Origin of the sequence: Rouxiella sp. Mn2063 (assembly GCF_049319665.1) — a bacterium.
In the GTDB taxonomy this organism is placed as follows: Bacteria; Pseudomonadota; Gammaproteobacteria; order Enterobacterales; family Enterobacteriaceae; genus JBMOUD01.
This window is the reverse complement of the sequence record NZ_JBMOUD010000013.1, coordinates 25,198-45,496: the sequence shown is the minus strand read 5'-3', so window position 1 is coordinate 45,496 and position 20,299 is coordinate 25,198. Positions and strand designations below refer to the sequence as shown.

General features: G+C 48.2%; 16 protein-coding genes and 4 tRNA genes. 4 read left to right on the top strand and 16 right to left on the bottom strand.

Going from position 1 to position 20,299, the window contains the following annotated elements; genetic code table 11:
- Window positions 1-18: 18 nt before the first annotated feature.
- Together lptM and ACL9RG_RS17285 are read right to left on the bottom strand one after the other, a co-directional pair.
- On the bottom strand, window positions 19-219 hold the full coding sequence (gene lptM / locus ACL9RG_RS17290) for an LPS translocon maturation chaperone LptM (protein ID WP_422793871.1): 201 nt from the start codon (window positions 217-219) through the stop codon (window positions 19-21).
- A gap of 129 nt (window positions 220-348) precedes the next feature.
- Window positions 349-2,910, bottom strand: a complete 2,562-nt coding sequence (locus tag ACL9RG_RS17285; RefSeq protein ID WP_422793870.1) for a class I adenylate cyclase — start codon at window positions 2,908-2,910, stop codon at window positions 349-351.
- A 333-nt stretch (window positions 2,911-3,243) separates the two neighbouring features.
- On the opposite strand from ACL9RG_RS17285, the gene hemC reads away from it, so the two are divergent.
- From hemC to hemY, 4 genes are read left to right on the top strand one after another with little or no spacing between them, the layout of a single operon-like run.
- Window positions 3,244-4,185, top strand: a complete 942-nt coding sequence (hemC, locus tag ACL9RG_RS17280) for a hydroxymethylbilane synthase (protein ID WP_422793869.1) — start codon at window positions 3,244-3,246, stop codon at window positions 4,183-4,185.
- Window positions 4,182-4,925, top strand: coding sequence for a uroporphyrinogen-III synthase (gene hemD, locus ACL9RG_RS17275; protein WP_422793868.1), 744 nt, complete (start codon window positions 4,182-4,184; stop codon window positions 4,923-4,925). The genes hemC and hemD overlap by 4 nt, the downstream gene beginning before the upstream one ends.
- A 21-nt stretch (window positions 4,926-4,946) precedes the next feature.
- Window positions 4,947-6,086: a uroporphyrinogen-III C-methyltransferase gene (gene hemX / locus ACL9RG_RS17270; RefSeq protein WP_422793867.1), complete on the top strand. Its 1,140-nt coding sequence runs from the start codon at window positions 4,947-4,949 to the stop codon at window positions 6,084-6,086.
- Window positions 6,087-6,089: 3 nt separating this feature from the next.
- Entirely contained in the window at window positions 6,090-7,283 is a 1,194-nt protein-coding gene (gene hemY, locus ACL9RG_RS17265) for a protoheme IX biogenesis protein HemY (RefSeq protein ID WP_422793866.1), read from the top strand.
- 648 nt (window positions 7,284-7,931) lie between these two features.
- Here the strand turns inward: hemY and ACL9RG_RS17260 are convergent.
- The 14 genes from ACL9RG_RS17260 to wzzE form a co-directional block, all read right to left on the bottom strand.
- Window positions 7,932-8,008 (bottom strand) — tRNA-Pro (locus ACL9RG_RS17260).
- A gap of 63 nt (window positions 8,009-8,071) precedes the next feature.
- Window positions 8,072-8,158, bottom strand: a tRNA-Leu gene (locus ACL9RG_RS17255).
- Between the two features lie 37 nt (window positions 8,159-8,195).
- Window positions 8,196-8,271, bottom strand: a tRNA-His gene (locus tag ACL9RG_RS17250).
- Between the two features lie 63 nt (window positions 8,272-8,334).
- A tRNA-Arg gene (locus ACL9RG_RS17245) sits at window positions 8,335-8,411 on the bottom strand.
- A 156-nt stretch (window positions 8,412-8,567) separates the two neighbouring features.
- Window positions 8,568-9,950, bottom strand: coding sequence for a bifunctional threonine/serine APC transporter ThrP (thrP, locus tag ACL9RG_RS17240; RefSeq protein ID WP_422793865.1), 1,383 nt, complete (start codon window positions 9,948-9,950; stop codon window positions 8,568-8,570).
- 457 nt (window positions 9,951-10,407) lie between these two features.
- Entirely contained in the window at window positions 10,408-11,145 is a 738-nt protein-coding gene (gene wecG, locus ACL9RG_RS17235; protein WP_422793864.1) for a lipopolysaccharide N-acetylmannosaminouronosyltransferase, read from the bottom strand.
- A 5-nt stretch (window positions 11,146-11,150) separates the two neighbouring features.
- A complete protein-coding gene (gene wzyE, locus ACL9RG_RS17230) occupies window positions 11,151-12,527 on the bottom strand; it encodes an ECA oligosaccharide polymerase (RefSeq protein ID WP_422793863.1) in 1,377 nt (458 codons plus the stop codon).
- Window positions 12,524-13,609, bottom strand: coding sequence for a TDP-N-acetylfucosamine:lipid II N-acetylfucosaminyltransferase (locus tag ACL9RG_RS17225; RefSeq protein WP_422793862.1), 1,086 nt, complete (start codon window positions 13,607-13,609; stop codon window positions 12,524-12,526). The genes wzyE and ACL9RG_RS17225 overlap by 4 nt, the downstream gene beginning before the upstream one ends.
- Window positions 13,606-14,856 carry a lipid III flippase WzxE gene (gene wzxE / locus ACL9RG_RS17220; protein ID WP_422793861.1) on the bottom strand — a complete coding sequence of 417 codons (1,251 nt, stop codon included), beginning with the start codon at window positions 14,854-14,856 and terminating at the stop codon, window positions 13,606-13,608. Before wzxE ends, ACL9RG_RS17225 begins: the two co-directional genes overlap by 4 nt.
- A 1-nt stretch (window position 14,857) precedes the next feature.
- The gene (gene rffA, locus ACL9RG_RS17215) at window positions 14,858-15,988 is read right to left on the bottom strand and encodes a dTDP-4-amino-4,6-dideoxygalactose transaminase (RefSeq protein WP_422793860.1); all 1,131 of its coding nucleotides are present in this window, start codon (window positions 15,986-15,988) and stop codon (window positions 14,858-14,860) included.
- Window positions 15,989-15,993: 5 nt separating this feature from the next.
- Complete coding sequence (gene rffC, locus ACL9RG_RS17210) at window positions 15,994-16,701, bottom strand: dTDP-4-amino-4,6-dideoxy-D-galactose acyltransferase (RefSeq protein ID WP_422793859.1); 708 nt, start codon at window positions 16,699-16,701, stop codon at window positions 15,994-15,996.
- 27 nt (window positions 16,702-16,728) lie between these two features.
- Window positions 16,729-17,991 carry a UDP-N-acetyl-D-mannosamine dehydrogenase gene (gene wecC / locus ACL9RG_RS17205; protein WP_422793858.1) on the bottom strand — a complete coding sequence of 421 codons (1,263 nt, stop codon included), beginning with the start codon at window positions 17,989-17,991 and terminating at the stop codon, window positions 16,729-16,731.
- Complete coding sequence (gene wecB, locus ACL9RG_RS17200; protein ID WP_422793857.1) at window positions 17,988-19,106, bottom strand: non-hydrolyzing UDP-N-acetylglucosamine 2-epimerase; 1,119 nt, start codon at window positions 19,104-19,106, stop codon at window positions 17,988-17,990. Before wecB ends, wecC begins: the two co-directional genes overlap by 4 nt.
- Window positions 19,107-19,216: 110 nt before the next feature.
- The gene (gene wzzE, locus ACL9RG_RS17195) at window positions 19,217-20,266 is read right to left on the bottom strand and encodes an ECA polysaccharide chain length modulation protein (RefSeq protein ID WP_422793856.1); all 1,050 of its coding nucleotides are present in this window, start codon (window positions 20,264-20,266) and stop codon (window positions 19,217-19,219) included.
- Between the last annotated feature and the right edge of the window lie 33 nt (window positions 20,267-20,299).

Here is a 20,299-nt window from a genome sequence, read left to right as displayed (position 1 = left end):
ACCGCGATAAAGCTATTATTATTGCCCAGAGATGTTCTGGTTTTTATCGACGCTCTCACCCGTTTGCGTGGTGGTTAGCGTTGGACCTTTTGCCGGTGCAGCCTGACTATTTCCCGCTGGCTTTTCAGCAGGCGGAAAGTACAACGGTCCTTTCAAACCACAGCCAGAGAGTCCAATTAGTACCAAAGTAGCCAGAGAGCAACGCAAGATTGTTTTCATGTTAAGTATGTTCTTTTTATCGGTTTTCATTATATGTCGGCCCTGAACTTCATCCATTCAAGCTCTCTATAATCGCAGCTCGATCATGAAAAGCAATAGGAATCGCTGTTGGCAAACAAGTGGGAACAATCAGTGGGTTTGGTATTGCTTCGCCAGTTCGGCCGGTGCGCTGGCACTTTCCGGCATCGCCAGACACAGATGCGATAGCACTTTACTGCGGAAAGGGATCACCTGAGTGCGGCCATCAATGGACACAACCTGGTAAAATTGTGGCAGGTTGAAGTTCACAAAGCTGGAACCGTAGGTAAAGCGATCGTGTGAAGACGAATAGAAACGGCTGACATCTCTGACCAAGTCTTCTTTGCTACCTTCACAATGTTGATAAACCTCAACCCGGTTCGCTTCATCAAGGATATATAAGGTGAATCCCGCCGCATCGTTGCCCGCATCTTCAAAGAAGAATTGAATAATCCCTTCGCTGGCATAGCCATCGACAGCAGAAGGCAAATGCACCTGATCGGTTTCGACTTTTACCGACAGGCCGTGCAGTTTGTTATTCGAAATCGCGCCATAAAACTCAATCGCGTTCTCCAGCTTCTGCACAGAAACGCTCAGGCGTTCGAAGAATAATCCCCAGGTTTGCCCAGAAACGCGCACCGCCTTGAAACGTCCAGGCTCCAAACGTTTGCTGGACAAGCGCAGTTCAATGCATTCCGAAACTAATTGCTGAATACGAGTACGAATCAAGCCACGCAAGTGCTGGCTATAACAAAAGACTTCGACCGATTCCGGCGGCGCGGCATCCTGATGCATCTTGCCTAAAATGGTTTTCAGCGCTTCTAATACCGCCTGCTCACCGCTGAAGTGCAAGGTACGAACTTCGTTCCAAGAGTTGCGATACAACAGGTCGATACTGCCGACTAAACACTGCTGCTGCTGTCCGAAGCTGAATACATCAAGTTTGCGGAAATCGAAATGCACCACCTGATTGCGGAAAGTCGCGGTTGGGTCTTGTTCAAGATTGACGATTATCGCCAGATGACGGATTTCACACGGGCTATACAAGGCTTTTGGCGTCGGTGCAGGCAGACGCAACGGGAAACTGTGCGATACATCAGCAACCAGCTCACGCAGTTTGGCAATATCACACAGATTACCGCTCTTGATATGTAAACGCGTGGTATTGGTCAGCAAGCCATTAAAATAGGCCCAAGCCACCAATTTATTTAGATAGCGGTTATATTCCAGCGGCTGATGGCTGACGATGGAGTCCATCGATGGCGACTGGTTATATAAATACCAGCCGGTGCGATTGGCGCGGCCAATCGGCACATGAATAAAGGTTAAATCGCTTTCGGACAAATCCGGTGATATCTGTGGGTTCACCAGCGTAACCTTGCCTGGTAACGCTTCGAAAGCGGCATAGAGTTTGCGGGTTAATACCCCGATATCCTGCGGACTGGCGCTAACACTAAGATTGTTACGGCGAGCGAAGCGGATCAAGTTGCGATAACTTTGCATCATCGCATCTAACAATTCGTTATGCGCTTCGCGCACACGCTCGATTTTCCAATTGGCGCGGTTATCAAGTACCGCCAGTCGGGCTTCATCCCAACCCCAATCACTCACCAGTTGACCAAGAATTTCACGTCGCCAGCCGACTGAGGCACGGGAGCGAGACAATTTTTCACAGACTTTAAGATAGAAACAACGGCGAGCCAAGTCGAGGCGCGTCGGATCTTCTACCTGAATCAGATAACGCGTTACCCGCTCAAGCATCATGCAATAGGCATCAAGGCCGAAACCGATGATTTCGCCTTTATGCAGGTGCTGTTTGATATCCATCGCCAAAAGTTGCGTATTAGGGTATTCCCAGGAATAAGCCTCTAGCAGCAGAGTTTTTAATACCGCCTTATAGGGCGAGTCGATGCTTTTATAGAGTTGCCATAAGCTGGCACCGAAATACTCTTCTGCCGACAGCGTTCCCAAACCACCAAGGTCTAACCATTCGTTTGGCGTTAACGCACCTTGCGAGTACAGCGACATGACATAGTCGTCATAGTGTCCTTCTTCCTCGACCGGCACCATATTCCACAGAATACGTTTGCCAGCCAGGCGCACCGCCGTACGATAAAATTCATCGAGCAAAAGAATATGCTGCATCGAGCCGCAATCTTCTCCGCCCAGGCTGCCACTTTCATTGTGGCGGAAACGGTTTTCATCAATAAGGAAGAAACTGACTTCCACACCAAGCGATGCGGCCCAAGCTTCAAGCAGGGTGCATTTTTGCTGTAACCGGTTGCGTTCTTCGCTATCGAGCCAGGACTGGTGGCAAACCCAGATATCCAGATCCGAGGTTTGACTCTGACCAATAGAAGAGGTGCTGCCCATGGTATAGACGCCGGTGATTGGCAATTCGCCTTTCAACGTAGCAGCAAGAGGGCTACCCCATTTATCTTCTAAATCAGTCAGGTAGGATTGTTGGAATTCATCGGGCGTGAAGATACAGACACCATGCGGCATTTTTCCATCAAGGTAGCCGGGCATCAGTGGATGATGATGATGTAAGAAGACGGGCAATAGTTGATAGACCTGCTGAAAAGCGGGCCCCATTGCAGCCAAAGCGCGGTCAACGCGTAGCTGGTTGATTGCATCCAATCTTTGCTTAAGTGTCTCGATATAAAGGTACAAGACTATTCGCCTGATTTTCCAGTGTCTGGTTAAGAACTCGCTATCCAACCACGTCGTTTTTCAAAATATTCGTTTCGAAATATTTAATTTAAAATAAATTTTTTGACGTATTAATGCTGGAAACGTGATCAATCTAACACCTTGCTGATTGACCGTAAAGGAAGGAACGAGCCACACTTACTCTTCCCATCGTTTACATTTTCCTCTATGACTCTCCATTGTAACATTTTCCCTAAACCGCCCTGTTCCCGGTCTGGACGTTGGCTACTTACGCTGACAGATTAAGTTTGTCAGTGGTAGGATAGGCAGCAAAATAGACAAACGGTATTACGCATGTTAGACAAAATAATCAGAATTGCTACCCGCAAAAGCCCTTTGGCGCTGTGGCAGGCATTATATGTTAAAAGAAAGTTAATGGAATTTCACCCTGATTTACAGGTTGAATTGGTTCCAATGGTAACCAAAGGCGACGTTCTTTTAGATACCCCATTGTCTAAAGTCGGCGGTAAAGGTCTGTTTGTCAAAGAACTCGAGCTCGCGATGCTTGATGGCCGTGCCGATATCGCCGTGCATTCAATGAAGGATGTGCCGGTAGATTTTCCTGAAGGTCTTGGCTTAGTCACCATTTGTGAGCGCGAAGATCCGCGCGACGCTTTTGTTTCCAACGATTTTGCCAATCTGGATGCCTTGCCTGCTGGCAGCATCGTCGGCACTTCTAGCTTACGTCGTAAATGCCAGTTGCTTGAGCTCCGTCCCGATCTGGTCATCCGTGATTTGCGTGGCAACCTCGGCACCCGCCTTGGCAAACTCGATAGCGGTGAATTCCACGCCATTATTCTGGCCGTTGCCGGTCTAAAACGTCTTGAAATGGAATCTCGTATTCGTACCGAACTCCCGCCTGAGCTCTGCCTGCCAGCCGTGGGTCAAGGGGCTGTCGGTATCGAATGTCGTCTTGATGATCAACAAACTCGCGACCTACTCGCCCCGCTGGGCCACCGAGAAACTACGCTGCGTATCTTAGCGGAACGCGCAATGAATACTCGCCTGGAAGGGGGATGTCAGGTACCGATTGGCAGTTATGCTGAATTGGAAGGCGACACGCTGTGGTTACGTGCTTTAGTCGGTGCCCCTGACGGCAGCCAGATTGTGCGCGGCGAACGTCGCGGCCCATCTGCAAATGCAGAACAAATGGGTATCGAACTTGCGGAAGAACTACTCGACGCTGGCGCGCGCGAAATTCTGGCGGACGTTTATAACGGACATGCGCCGCGATGAGTATTTTGGTAACCCGACCTTCTCCTGCCGGGGAACAGCTTGTCAGCCGCTTGCGAACGCTTGGCCGGGTTGCCTATCACTCTCCGCTGATCGAATTCTCACCGGGGAGTGAACTCGTAAAATTGCCAGAGATGCTATCCTCATTACAGCGACAGGATCTGATCGTTGTTCTATCACAGCATGCCGTTAATTACGCAAACCGAGCTTTGCAACAGCAACAACAGCACTGGCCGGATTGTGTAGACTACTATGCTATTGGACGAACTACCGGATTATTGATGCATCGCGCCAGTAGTTTGCCGGTCATTTACCCACAAGAAGGTGAAACCAGTGAAACCTTGCTGCAGTTGCCTTCCTTGCAGAATCTGTCGGCCAAACGCGCGCTGATTCTACGCGGTAACGGCGGGCGCGAGCTGATAGCAGAAACATTGAGTGAACGCGGCGTTGAAGTGATCTACTGCGAATGCTACCAACGCAGCCCAATTTATTATGACGGCAGCGAGCAAAGTGCCAATTGGCAGCGCGCAGGTATCGATACGTTGGTGGTTACCAGTGGGGAAATGTTACAACAGTTATATATGTTAGTTCCTGAATACTATCGAACTTCATGGCTTTTGCGTTGTAGTCTGATAGTCGTTAGTGAACGTTTGGCAACCCTCGCCCGCCAATTAGGCTGGCAAGCGACAATTCGGGTTGCCGAGAATGCTGATAATGATGCGCTTATTCGTGCATTAAAATAACCTGACTAAGGGATGTGCCATATGACGGAGCAAAACAATACTTCCGCAGACGTTAAGGAAAATGCGACCGTAAGTGAAGTTACCCAACAGCCAGAGCGCGATAAACCGGCCAAAACCAGTAAAACGGGTCCGGTATTAGGTGCTATCGCCATTGTTTTAGTCATTGCCTTGAGCGCAGGCCTTTATTATCAAGGACACCGCCAATCTCAAGCAATGAACCTGACCAATGAAGAATTGCAGGAACAGATTGCCAGTTTAAAAGCAGGCCATCTGCAAGATAAACAACAGATTGATGCCTTGCTCAGCCAGCAAGATAAATCAATGCAAGCCGCAGACCTCCAGCAGGCTTCTTTTGGCCGTCAATTGAGCGAGTTGCAAGATAAGGTTGCCGCGATTTCAGGCAGCGATGCTAAAACCTGGATGCTGGCGCAGGCTGACTATCTGGTGAAGTTGGCAGGGCGTAAGCTGTGGAGCGATCAAGATGTCACCACCGCAGCCGCGCTGTTAAAAAGCGCCGATGCTAGCCTGGCTGATATGAACGATCCGAGTCTTATCGACGTACGTAAAGCGCTCAACGAAGACGTTGGAAGCCTTTCTGCGGTCACCCAAGTCGACTTTGACGGTATTATCCTCAAGCTAAACTTGCTGTCTAATCAGGTTGATGATTTGCGACTGGCCGATAACAACAGCGATGAATCACCAATGGATAGCGATAGCAACGAACTTTCTGCCTCGCTCAGCCAATGGCGTCAAAATCTCACCAAAAGCTGGCATAACTTTATGTCGGACTTCATCACGATTCGCCGTCGCGATAGCAGTGCCGAGCCGCTGCTGGCACCGAACCAGGATATTTACCTGCGTGAAAATATCCGTTCGAGTCTGCTGATCGCAGCACAAGCCGTGCCACGCCATCAAAATGAGATCTATAAACAATCGCTCGAAAGCGTATCAACCTGGGTTCGCGCTTACTTCGATGCATCAGATCCAGCAACCAAAGCCTTCCTGGCAAGTCTTGAGACACTAAGACAACAATCCATTTCGATGGATGTACCAGAACAGCTGAAAAGCCAGCCAATGCTGGAAAAATTGATGCAAAGCCGGGTACGTAATCTGCTTCAACAGCCTGCTGCACCTGCCGCTACACCAAGCCAGGGGGGCTAACCTATGTTACGTGTTTTAGTCCTGTTCCTGATTGTGATTGCTGGCATCGTTGTCGGCCCAATGCTGGCCGGTCATCAGGGTTACGTTCTGATTCAGACCGATAATTATAACGTTGAAACCAGCGTTACCGGCCTGGCTATCATGGCAATCTTGCTATTTTTAGTACTGTTTTTCATCGAGTGGGTATTACGTCGCGTCTTCCGCACCGGTGCTCGTACCCGCGGTTGGTTCGTTGGGCGTAAACGTTCAAAAGCACGACGCAAAACACAAGAAGCAATGATTAAACTGGCCGAAGGTGACCATCGCCAGATGGAGAAATTGCTCGCTCGCCATGCCGATCACGCTGAACAGCCGATGGTTAACTATTTGCTGGCGGCGGAAGCTGCGTCACAACGCGGTGATGAGTTCCGTACCAATCAATATCTTGAGCGTGCGGCAGAAATCGCGGATACCGACCAACTTCCGGTCGATATTACCCGTGTGCGCATTCAGTTGGCACAAGGAGAAATTCATGCCGCACGTCATGGTGTTGATCGCCTGTTGGGTCTTTCTCCTCGCCATCCAGAAATTTTACGTCTGGCAGAACAAGCTTACTTACGTACCGGGGCTTACAGCTCGTTGCTAGAAATTATGCCGTCAATGGCCAAGGCCGACATTTACGATGATGAGCAGATTCAAGCATTGCAGGAAAAAGCCTATCTTGGCCTGATGGATCAGTTGATGGCCGAAGAAGGCAGCGAAGGCTTGAAGCGCTGGTGGAAAGATCAGAACCGTAAAACCCGCCATGAAGTGGTATTACAAGTAGCAATGGCGGCACATCTGATTGAATGTAACGATCATGACTTAGCACAAGAAGTGATTCTGGACGGCCTCAAGCGCAGCGACGATCCGCGGCTGATTGCCATGATGCCGAAATTACGCTCAGGCAACCCGGAACAACTCGAAAAAGCATTGCGTAATATTATCAAGCAGCAAGGCGATGTTCCTCTGCTCAATAGTACGCTGGGCCAGTTGTTGATGAAACATGGTGAATGGCTGCAAGCAGCCGAAGCCTTCAGAAGCGCCTTGCAACAGCGTCCTGACGCTTACGACTATGCCTGGCTTGCTGATGCTTTGGATAAACTGCATAAACCTGCAGAAGCGGCGGAAATGCGCCATCAAGGATTGATGCTAAGCCTAAATAACCCAGCTGAATAATAACGATGTAAGTTATTACCGCATACCCAAGGTGCCTGATTAGGCACCTTTTTTATATCTGCTATTTAGGGTCGAAAATATTCCAGACAAAAAAAACACTTGCCGGGAGAGGCAAGTGCATAAAAAGATCAGGTCTTGAACAACAGGGTAGTGTCACACTCAACGTATTGCCTGCTGGGTGATAAAACTTTTTGAGAAGTCATATCGTTCAGATTAGACAAGAGACACCGAAAATTGGCTCTGCGTCATCCCGAGGTTTATGAAGCAATGCAATCATAAGAGTGTGGGATGAGCATCTACACTGTATTTATAGCATAGTTCGTGCCAATTAATGTAATCAATGGAAAAAATGGCGATATAAAATATAAGGCAATGATTTTAAGTGGGTTATTTTATTCACTGATTGGCCTCACGGCGATTTTTCATTCGCTAAAAGCAATCGGCAAAACAGAAAACTGTTACCGCGGAGAGACGCTTTCCTTCCGATGAAGATAAAGCAAATAAAATCAAAAGGATAAATGTCTCCGTCAAGCGACAGGCCGTTCTAACATCAACGACACTGCGGGCAACGAAAAGAATATAGTCCAAACAGTGAAATGCCTGAAAAACAAAAAAGCCCTGCATTTCTGCAGGGCTCTTTCATTGAATTGGTCGGCGAGAGAGGATTCGAACCTCCGACCCACTGGTCCCAAACCAGTTGCGCTACCAAGCTGCGCTACTCGCCGATTTTAAAGCTTTTTCATTCTACAACGTTTTAGAGCTAAGTACATCATTTAAATGATTTTGTGTGGTGCGAAGAGAGGGACTTGAACCCTCACGTCCGTAAGAACACTAACACCTGAAGCTAGCGCGTCTACCAATTCCGCCACCTTCGCACTGTCACAAATCTTTTTAAATGCTGCTTAGAGAATCTGGGGTGGCTAATGGGGCTCGAACCCACGACAACTGGAATCACAATCCAGGGCTCTACCAACTGAGCTATAGCCACCATATCAGATACTCGTACTACACTAACTAACTCTATCGCCGCAACTCTTGCGCACTAAATTCATGGTGCGCCCGACAGGATTCGAACCTGAGACCTCTGCCTCCGGAGGGCAGCGCTCTATCCAGCTGAGCTACGGGCGCTTAGCGCCGTTGCGGGTGGGGATACTACGGTTTTAATGCCATGCTGTCTAGTGCTTTTTTTAGGAAATATTGCGTTTGATTACGCTTTGTCCATTATGCACTAAAAGTAGCCTGTATTTCCCCCACCCGACGTATAAAACGGTGATATCGCCAGTATTATACTTTTACCGTCGCCCGTTTATGCATGCCCAAACCAAAGTAAATAAGTGAGACGGCAGCAATAAATATTCCTCCCACCAGCAAAGAAACCCGCGTATCTGGGTTAATTGCCATGCCAACCAAGACACAAAGCAAGAAAGCCAGGGTCAAGTAGTTAGTATAAGGGAACAATATTGATTTGAACGAGTGTGCAGGTAGCGCCGCTTTGTGTGCTTCACGAAAACGCAGCTGACTGACCAGAATCACAAACCACGGTACCATGCCCGGCAATACGCTGGCGCTATAAACGTAAACAAACACCTGCTCAGGGTTTGGAATGACGTAATTCAGACACGAACCAACCAGCAGGCAGAGAATCGTCACGGCGATGCCATATACCGGCACACCGCTGGCTGATACTTTGCCTAAGACTGCAGGCACTTGGCGGTTCTGAGCGAGCGTATAGAGCATACGTCCACAGCTATACATGCCACTATTACAACCCGACAACGCAGCCGTCAAAATCACAAAGTTAATAATGCCTGCCGCTGCAACGATACCCACCTTAGCAAAGGTCATGACAAAAGGGCTGCCGTGATTGCCGATTTCATTCCAAGGGAAGATAGTGATAACAACAAAAATCGCCCCCACGTAGAAAATCAGGATGCGCCACAGAACCTTGTTAATAGCACGCTTAAGTGTTACCTGTGGATTTTTCGCTTCACCAGCAGTAATACCGACTAACTCAACGCCTTGATAAGAAGCAACAACAATACACAGAGCAAACAAGAAGCCTTTCCAGCCTCCGGCAAAGAAACCGCCATTGATGGTCAAATTACTAAAACCAATAGGCTGACCGTGATTGCCGAAACCAAAGAAGATCACCGCAAGTCCCACTAAAATCATCACGATGATGGTGGTAATTTTAATCAGTGCGAACCAGAACTCCATTTCCCCGTAAAGCTTTACCGCCGCTAAATTGGCTGCGGCAACCATCGCAACAGCAATTAGTGCCGGGATCCACTGAGGTAAATCGGGGAACCAGTACTGTGCATACAGACCAATGGCTGTGATTTCTGAAATACCGACCGCTATCCACATGAACCAATAACTCCAGGCGGTCAGATAACCAAAGTAAGGCCCGAGATATTTATGTGCATAAACGGCAAATGAGCCAGCTACCGGCTCAAGATGTAGCATTTCACCCATTGAACGCATAATGAAGAAGACAAAAACACCGGCCAAAATATACGCCAGCAGTACTGAAGGCCCAGCCCATTTTAAGGTGCTCGCTGCCCCCATAAATAGCCCAACGCCGATCGTTCCGCCCAGAGCAATCAATTCGATATGCCGAGCTTCTAATCCACGATGTAGCCCCTGTTTTTCCTCTTGAACGGCCATAATCCCTCTACTGTCTATTGTTGTATTTGATTGCCTTCTGAATTTTCAGAATGCTTTATAGTTATTTCTACTACCTATACCCCAAATAATTAGAGTGCCATCAAGCCGGAAAAGAAACGCATCCCAATAAGCTTACTTAGGTAAGTGATTCGGGTAAGTGACCGTCGCCAACGTAGATGCAACTTCAAATATGAAGAATATAAAGTGCAATAGTAGATTTTCGGCGGCTATGTTTCCGCATTTCATAGTGAGTTGCAAACCACAATGTAAAAACATGACGAGCTGACCACATATTGAACAATTCAATAGTCAAAACTGAGAAATACAGCAGATTCTGCGGAGTTTTAGCATCGGTGCATTATTTCAAAGATCAATGCCTGTACCCGTCATATTGCAGGTTGCAGGAGGCTTAGCCGCCTGCCTGCATCTCAAAATTAATTGGATAGAGAAGATAGAATTAAAGTTGGCGGGTGTAATGATAAAATAGATATTTGAGTAATTTCAGCTGACGTGGCAAACGGCTGGGCTGATGTATTAGGCGGTAAAGCCACTCTACTCCCCATTTTTGCCAGACTTTAGGTGCACGTTTCACTTCGCCAACAAAAACATCATAGGTGCCACCCACGCCCATATATAGCGCTTCAGGATATAACTGGCGGCAATCACGCATCAGTAACTCCTGGCGTGGAGAACCCATTGCGACAGTCACAATAGCGGCACCGCTTGATTTAATCCGCTCGCAGACCGCAGTACGCTGTTCAGGCGTGAAATAACCATCCTGGCTACCGACGATATTTACATTCCAACGTGCTCTTAATAGTTCAATAGTACGATCCAGCACAGCTTGGCGACCACCGACTAGAAAAACTGGCGCATTTTCCCTGCCTGCTCGCTCCATTATGGCTTCCCATAAATCCGCACCAGCAATACGGTCAACCTGTGACTCGGGATATTTACGGCGAATAGAACGTACGATACTGATGCCATCGGCATATTTATAGTCAGCGTCGTCAATTAACGTCCGCAACTGCGCATCACGCTCAATGGTGAGCACTTTTTCAGCATTCATTGCCACCAAAATGCCAGTTTTAGTTTTTCTCCCAGTAAATAAATAATCGAGAAGTTGTGCCATTGAGCGGAATCCCCATAAATCGATCCCGCGTATTTTATATTTAGGAATATGTTCTGAATGCATTATTACTATGACTCCGGGCTATCTATAGGCGTCCTTTCTACTTGCGCAGTTTGATGAGATTTTGAAGATCTCAATTTAATCAAACCAGCGCAATCGAATAGCCAGTACAGGAGTTTTGCCAGTACCAGGCAGGTACCAAACACCACACCAAAAAAAATCACTCGTGAAAAGAAAGAATCCACACCCTCACGCGCTAGCACAATAATATTAAACACCGCCCCGAAACAAAAGCCGTGTAAAATTGCCGCTTTGTAAGGGTTACGTTCGGATTTCCCCTGTTCATAAAGCCAATCAAACCACTTAATTATCAATCCAACTGCCACTGCACCCAACGGAATAAACCACACTCCGCCCATCACTAACAGTGACCCAATCAGTGTCGGGGATATTGCCAATCCCGAATGATTATCCAATACATCCCACGTGAAGTAGTTACCGGTATTCATGATGGCACTTGGTCTACCTGGCCATAACCAGCTAGGGATGAACACGTAAAAGTCACGGATAATAGGTGCCAATCCCTGGAAACTAATCTTGTCGTAATTTTGTAGTAATAGGCCAAGATTCTCCCACGGCGAAAACGTATCACGGGTCAAATACAAGAATGTATAAAATGCTTCAGCGCCGCTCACATTGAGGTTATAACGTTTTAACGCCAGCCAGAACATCCCTACAACGCCCAGTACGCCGGCAATAGCTAACATCCACAACGTTATCCAGCCGCGGATCATGCCGATAAACAAGAACAGAGCAAAGGCAATAATAATATTGGCGCGGGTACCGCCGACAATGACATAAGTCAGTACACCGAATGCGACGGTAGTGACCAAAAACAGTAGCCAGCTTTTCCCATCCTGACGTAGAAAATAAACCACCAACATCGCGGGAATAAAGAAATAGAAGAAACGTTTGAGCGCGACTCCAGAAACATTACTGGAAAATATCTGGCTATATGAGGTCAATTTGAACAACAAAAAACCGTTATTCATAAAGAAAATAGCCACAGTCACGATGGCAATAAGTGCCATTAACATCCAGGTAAGATGCGTCTCGACTCTATTCATGCTGAATATTTCACGCGCCGGACCGACGCGCTTACGTCGTAGCCGTGTTTTATAACAAACATAATAGATACCGTAGAAACAAGTCGAGGCCAGCATCGCTTGCAGTAAATAACTGACCGGCACCACGGTAACATCAAACTGGAAAACGAGAATACAAGTCAGAGGAAAACCAAAATAGAAGGTCAGCAGATAAAGCACAGAGAAAAACACATTGAAATTAAAACGCACACGGCGAAACTCAATGTAGGTTAACGTTAGAATAAACAGCAGGGAAAGCACATACACTGCGCTCATCCCACCTAGCTGGGCTAAGGTCATGATGGCTCTCCTGCTATGCGAGCCAACGCTTGCTGCCAACCCTTGATATAGTTAGGGTTGAAGAAATCAATATTGTGGCGATCGCAACTGAGCATTTGACGACGCGCTTCGTTAACCGTCGCTATATTAAGCTCATCACCATAAAACAACACGGGTAAATGCTGCTCAGCCAAATCTTCCCAAAACGGGTTGTGCCGACTAATAACAAAAGGGACAGCAAACTGGATAAGTAAGCACAAGGTGCCGATTCCCTGCTGACGGTCAAAGATAAAGTAACCTAATGAGCAGGTACGCAACATCGCCAGATAGTCATCAAAGGCCATCGAATCAACCAATAAGCGCACGTTTTCAACAGGGAAAAGCCGTAACGCTTCGGCCCTAACTTGTTCGATATAAGCCTGATTATTCTGCGGATAGCCCATCGGCAAGATCACTTGGATATCAGCACCAAACTGCTGATGTAATGTACGCAATGCTTCCAGATGACGATTGCTGGCATCACCTGAGTTACCCACCAGCACCCTCATTTTCCCCTGTGGCGCAGGCGTAGTAGCAGGCAGAGTTAACGCCGGGTCCATACGCGTCGGAAAATAGAGTAATGATGACGCTACATTAGGATGCCGCCGATGAAAGTAGCTTAAATCACCGTGCGTGGCAAAAACGTGCCCCACACGTTTCTGCGCGAAACGCCGCAATAGATAGAAGAGTCGATATTTCATACTCGAGGCGGTTTCATAAAGATCCGCGCCCCAAATATGCCAGTAAAATTGGTCGCGCTTAATCTTGCCCGTCAGTAAGGCCAGCCATAAACCGGGATTAAATTGACCGTGAAACAGAAAGCGACGGCTGCGATCTTCGCGCGCGAGTGCAATAACCGCTTGCGCCAATGTGGCTTTATCCGCCGCGATTTCAATCTTGAGTTCATTGAAAGCATCAAACGCCGCTGGGTCGCGACTAACTACCATAAAGCGCCCTAGTTGCTCAATCGGCACGTAAGAGGCCAGCACATCATTAAAGAAGCGCAGCACAGTCATATTATGGTGTGGGATATCAGATCCCAATACGTGAATCAGGGTTGTCATGCTCGTCTACGATAAATAACAAATACGGTGCAACACAGGGCGAAGTAAATAATATAGGTCGCCATATAGGCTTGGGCCGCGCCCAATGAACCATGCAAAGGGATAAGCCAATGAGAAAAACCGCTGAGCAATGCAAACTGGCTCAGTTCAGTTAAGAGATAAAAACGCAGTGATGCCTTCGCAATTACCAGGTAACCAAAGATATAAGAACTGACCTTTAGCACATCCCCGACTAGTTGCCAGGCAAAGAGATCACGCATTGCCACAAACTGCTTAGAAAACAGTAACCAAATAGCAAAATCTCTCAACAACCATACGGTAAAGCTCGCGGCGGCAACGACCGGCAGAACAAATTTTAATGACTTGATGATTTCACGTGAAATGGCCTGTTTATCAGTAAGCCGCGCTAACGTCGGTAACAGATAGACGCTAAAAGAAGCGGTGATAAACTGCAAATACGCGTCGGAAATGCTGCTGACGCCCTGCCAAATCCCCACTGCCTGCCAGCCATAATGCGCGGCCAGCTGGTTACGCATCATGATATAGGCCACCGGCAATGTGACCGAGGTAATCAGCGCCATCAGCGTAAACTTAGCAAAGTGGCTGGCCAGCAACGCATCCCAACGTAGGGCAAGATAATGCAGTGGAAAAGCTTGCTTGCGTAGCAAGATGGCCCCAGCCGGCAATAACGCTAGCGCTGGCACCAATGCTAATCCCGCCAATGCACCAACATATCCACCCAGCCAGAAACACAATAGATAAGCCAGTAAGCCAATCAGGCTACCGCCAATGACTGCCAGCGCATTCCCCATCGCATCGCGATACCCTTTGAGGATCGCCTGGAAAAAGTTGGCATAAGCTATACCCATCTGGATTAATGCAACCGCACGCACTATCGACTGGTAGCGGTCATGCCCAAATAACGCCTCGCTAATTGGCGCTGCCGCCAGCAGAAAAATGACCGCCAGCAGCGAGGAAAATCCCAGAATCAGCGTTGAAGCGGTGCCAAGTACTGCTTTTAAGCGATCGGGTTGGTGCTGATACTCAGCAACATACTTAGTGACACCATTAAATATCCCGGCACCAGAAAGTACGCCCAACACGGTGACCAATTGGCGGAAGTTTCCCGCTTGACCAACACCATCCGGACCAAAACTAACGGCAAGCAATTTGACCACCAGCAAACCAGCGCCAATTTTAATTAGCGTCGAGCCAGCGGTCCAAATAGAGGCTTTAGCAAGTGACATATCAGGCGAAGAAGCTTTGCAACGTGGCGATCACTGTTTTTTGCGTGATATCGTCCATATTATAAAACAATGGTAAGCGCACCAGACGTTCACTCTCTTGCGTGGTAAAGCGGTCTTCACCGGCAAAGCGTCCAAAAGATTCACCCGCCGGGGAGCTATGTAGCGGGATATAATGGAACACCGTCAAAATCTCCGCCTCTTTCATGTAACGGATTAAGGCATCACGCTGTTCGATATCAGCCAATTTAATGTAAAACATATGGGCGTTTTGCACACATTCAGCGGGCACGCGTGGCAGCTCAAGATGCCCGGCATTTTGCAACGGCGCGAAAGCAGAATAGTATTGTTGCCATAAAGCCAAGCGGCGCTGATTAATCTCGTTTGCGACTTCTAGCTGTGCCCAAAGGTAGGCGGCTTGCAGATCTGACATCAGGTAGCTGGAACCAATATCCCGCCATGTATATTTATCAACCTGACCGCGGAAAAATTGACTACGATTGGTGCCTTTTTCACGAATGACTTCTGCACGGTCGATCAGCGCAGGATCATTAATCAGCGTTGCCCCACCTTCACCACCGGCGGTGTAATTTTTGGTCTCGTGAAAACTGAAACAGCCAATATGACCAATAGTGCCCAGCGCTTTACCCTTATAGGTCGACATCACACCTTGCGCGGCATCTTCCACCACAAACAGATGGTATTTTTCTGCAAGCGCCATAATGACATCCATCTCACAGGCAACGCCCGCGTAGTGCACCGGCACGATGGCACGGGTTTTATCGGTGATCGCCGCTTCAATCAAGGTTTCATCGATATTTAACGTATCGGGACGAATATCAACAAAAACAACCTTAGCTCCGCGCAGCACAAAGGCGTTCGCAGTAGAGACAAAGGTGTAGCTGGGCATGATCACTTCATCGCCGTCTTTAATATCAAGCAACAGCGCCGCCATCTCTAACGAGGCGGTACAGGAAGGTGTTAATAACACTTTTGCACTACGAAAGTTTTTCTCAAACCATTGCTGGCAACGGCGCGTAAAACCACCATCGCCGCATAATTTGCCACTTGCCATCGCCGCCTGCATATAGTCGATTTCGGAGCCAACAACGGGCGGTGCATTAAACGGGATCATAAGATTTACCTGTAGAGCCAGTAAGCCGAGCTGACAAGCTTTGCACCGCTTGCCAGATAAAGGTTGAGCGCAGCGATATTGCTGCTTTGGGTCGCGACGTATAACCGTGAAATTGCCTGCTGAGCGCACCATTGCCGTGCGGCAATCATCAATTTTTTTCCGACACCCTGCCCAGTACTATCCGGCCGCACGGCTAATAAACCAATGCGCGCTTCACCCGGCGCAATACTGCGCAAAGTCACAAAACCCAGCGGTTGGGCGTCGGTGCCCTGAATGACTAAGCAATGTGTGTCAAAGGTACCAAGAATGGCTTTTTCAGCCCACAGCGTGTAAAAACGGCCGCTATCACCAGGTTGATACCAAGGCGAGCGAAAACGGCTTAACGAGAAAGCGCCTCTGGCAATATCACGAACCGAGTCTAGGCTGTCCGTATTGGCAACACGCCATCTCTGCGGTACAGCGGGTAAGCCATCCTGCGCTGTTATCGCCAGACAGCAATCCATTTCACCTTCTACGAATTGAAAACCAAGTTGAGATAAAGCATCAAGTTGAGCGACATTAGCAGCGGGCACTTTAGCTTGTACCAATGCATGGCATGCCAACATGGCCTCTGTAATCAAAGGAGCTTCAGATGCCAGCTGCAGTTTTGCCGTCTGCAGGCCAAAGAATTCGCTCTCCCAAGAGAGGGGCTGCAAATTACCATGCACACTCATCAGATGTTCCCCCACTCTGGCGGCAAACTATTGCCAGACACCTTTGGTATCAATGATCCATTTCTGGGTAATCTGATCCCTTGGAATCAGTTTGAAATCCGTATGATCGACCAACATCACCAGCAGATCGGCATGTTCTAACGCCTCGGTGAGACCTTTCAATATCACTTTTTTAGCCAGAGAAGTGGGCAATTTCTGCACGTTAGGCTCGACAGCCCAAGTTTCCCCGGCGTGCCAATCGGCAATAAGTTTGGTCACTTCCACTGCCGGGCTTTCACGTAAGTCGTCAATATTAGATTTAAAGGCCAAGCCAAAGCAGGCAATTTTGATATCCGCAGCCCGTTTGCCGCTCACCGTCAAACAGTCTGCTAGTGCAGCTTTCACTTTGTCCATCACCCAGAATGGTTTGCTGTCGTTGACATCACGCGCAGTATGAATCAATCGGGCTAGATCAGGGTTTTGCGCCACAATAAACCAAGGGTCGACTGCAATGCAGTGCCCACCAACACCCGGCCCTGGCTGTAAAATATTCACACGCGGATGTCGGTTAGCCAGGCGGATTAATTCCCATACGTCGATACCTTGAGCATCACAGATAAGCGACAGCTCATTGGCAAAAGCGATATTGACATCACGGAAGCTGTTTTCCGTTAGCTTGCACATCTCGGCAGTCCGGGAGTTGGTAATAATGCATTCACCCTGCAAGAACAGGTTATACAGTGCACAGGCCCGCTGTGAGCATACTGATGTCATGCCGCCAATCACCCGATCGTTTTTCATCAGCTCAACCATCACCTTGCCCGGCAATACGCGCTCGGGACAGTAAGCAATGTTGATGTCGGATGATTCACCGGCCTGTTGCGGGAAGGTCAAGTCTGGGCGCATCTGAGCGAGCCATTCAGCCACCTGTTCAGTCGTCCCAACGGGTGAGGTCGATTCCAGAATGACTAAGTCACCTTTTTTCAACACCGGAGCAAGCGAACGGGCAGCACGCTCTACAAAAATCAAATCAGGCTGGTGTTGTTCTTTAAACGGCGTCGGTACGGCAATTAAAAAAGCATCTGCCGCTTGTGGTGTTGTCACCGCACGCAGGAAACCGTTTTCGACACCTTGCTTAACTAATACATCGAGATCAGGCTCGACGATATGAATGGCGCCTTGATTAATGATATCAACCGCATGCTGGTTGATATCAACACCAATCACTTTTTTATGGCATGAGGCAAATGCGGCCGCCGTTGGCAGCCCTATATAGCCCAAACCGATCACAGAGATAGTTTCAAAACTCATGACATTTTCCGATATGTCTTTAATGCGTCCAAAATGCGTTTACAAGCTTGTCCATCACCGTAGGGGTTATGCGCTCTGCTCATACTTTGATAGGCTTGTGAATCCGTCAGCAGCCTGTTTACTTCATTAACAATCGTTTCGGTGTTCGTTCCGACTAACCGTACCGTCCCCGCATCAACCGCCTCAGGTCGTTCGGTGGTATCGCGCATTACCAGCACCGGTTTACCTAGCGAGGGTGCCTCTTCCTGTACGCCGCCGGAGTCAGTTAAAATCAGCGTTGCTTTATCCATCAGATAAACAAATGGCAGGTAATCCTGTGGCTCGATCAGGATGACATTATCAATGCCATGCAAAATCCGTTTTACAGGATCACTGACATTCGGGTTGAGATGTACCGGATAGACAATTTGTAAATCAGGGTGTTGCGTGGCGATTTGCGCCAAGGCGTGACAAATACGTTCGAAACCGCCGCCAAAGCTTTCACGGCGATGACCGGTCACCAGCAGCATCTTTTTCTGTGGGTCAATGAAAGGATAGCGAGCGGCAAGTTCGTTATCTTCGCTAACCAGATTACGTACCCACAACAGCGCATCGATCACCGTATTGCCGGTAACAAAAATCGCCGAGTCGTTAATACCTTCACGTCGTAAGTTTGCCCGGGATAGTTCAGTGGGAGCAAAATGCCAGGCCGCCAAATGTCCAGTAAGACAACGGTTTCCCTCTTCAGGCCAAGGTGAAAGCAGATTCCCCGTACGTAGCCCCGCTTCAACATGGCCAATAGGAATCTGTTGATAATAAGCGGCCAGACTAGCGGCCAGCGTAGTAGTGGTATCGCCATGCACCAATACAACGTCGGGCTTAAACTCTTCCAAAACTGGTTTAAGACCGAGAAGAATACGGCTGGTAATTTCCGTCAAACCTTGACCAGCTTGCATAATATTTAAATCGTAATCCGGCTTAATCGCAAAAAGCTGGACAACTTGATCTAGCATTTCTCGGTGTTGGGCAGTCACACAGACTTTTGATTCAAAGGCCTCATCCTGAGCCAAAGCATGTACCAAAGGCGCCATTTTGATGGCTTCAGGTCTGGTACCAAAAATAGTTAATATCTTCATAGCGATCTCGCTTATTCGGATAGGCACAGAGATTCTCTGCAGGTCGGGCACTCTTCGATGCCCATTTATTTATCCCTGCCATGCGTAAATTCACAGCCTCTTGGCTGATCTCAATAACGACGACGGGTTAGCGCAACTCCAGCACCAATAAACGCTCCCACAACTCCCCACATCACCATCAAGAACACCCGGCGTGGGCTGTCTCTTTTCACCGGTTCTTCTGGCGTGCGTAGGTAGCGATAAGTTTGAAAATTGGGATTTAAGACTGGCCCAACGTTCAAGGTAGCAAGCATGGCTTTATTACGATCGTAATCCACATCAAAACTCGGCCCGCTGGCTTGCAGCAATTCGAGACGTGCCTGCAACATCGGCGTACCTAATAAAAACAGATCTGCATTAGAAAGGTTTTGAGCTGTGGTTTCGGTGATACTACGGTCGATTTTTTGCTGCTGGGCAATTTTTAACGCCTGTTCAATGCCATTGACCTCACGCTGATAAATAGCTCCAGCAACGGCCTCTTGGCGTTTAACTTGTGCTTTCATGGATTGCGTTCGGGCAGCCCAGGCACCTTGAATTTCATCTGTCAGATGCTTAGCCGCTCGCTCGCTGGCAAAATTGACATAGTCGCGCAGCAGGTTATTGGCATCTGCTGCATCTTCGGCAGAGAGTTTAATACTGTCGTTGGGAAACTTTTTGTCGTCGCGGGCAATAAATTGCACATCATTGATAAGCTTCTCCAATAATGTCGCGTCTGCAGTGGCCTTCCCTTCTTTGCGCTGCTGATAATATGAGCTTTTCAGCCAGAAATCGCGGCGGGTATCGTAAGCGCCTAACTGTTTGATAAATTCATTATAAGCATCATCAGAAATCGACGGACCATCGCCAGTCGGCGTCAGTACATTACGTGTGTCCAAATTACGCAAAAACTGGGCCTGAGAAAAATACGAGCCGAGGTTGTTGACCGTTGGCTTATCAGTCACCGCCAGCGAACTCCAGACCGGTGTCATCAGTAAGGTGATGAGCAAAGTCACCAGCGCGAACACCGCGCCAATCCCGACAATCCACCACTTACCACGCCATAATGAGCGACACAAACCGCGAATGTCTAATTCGTTATCAAGGGCGAGATCGTCTTTTTTGGACATCGTCTCTGATTTCATCCCAACCAAACCTCAATTGATAAATAGCCAGAT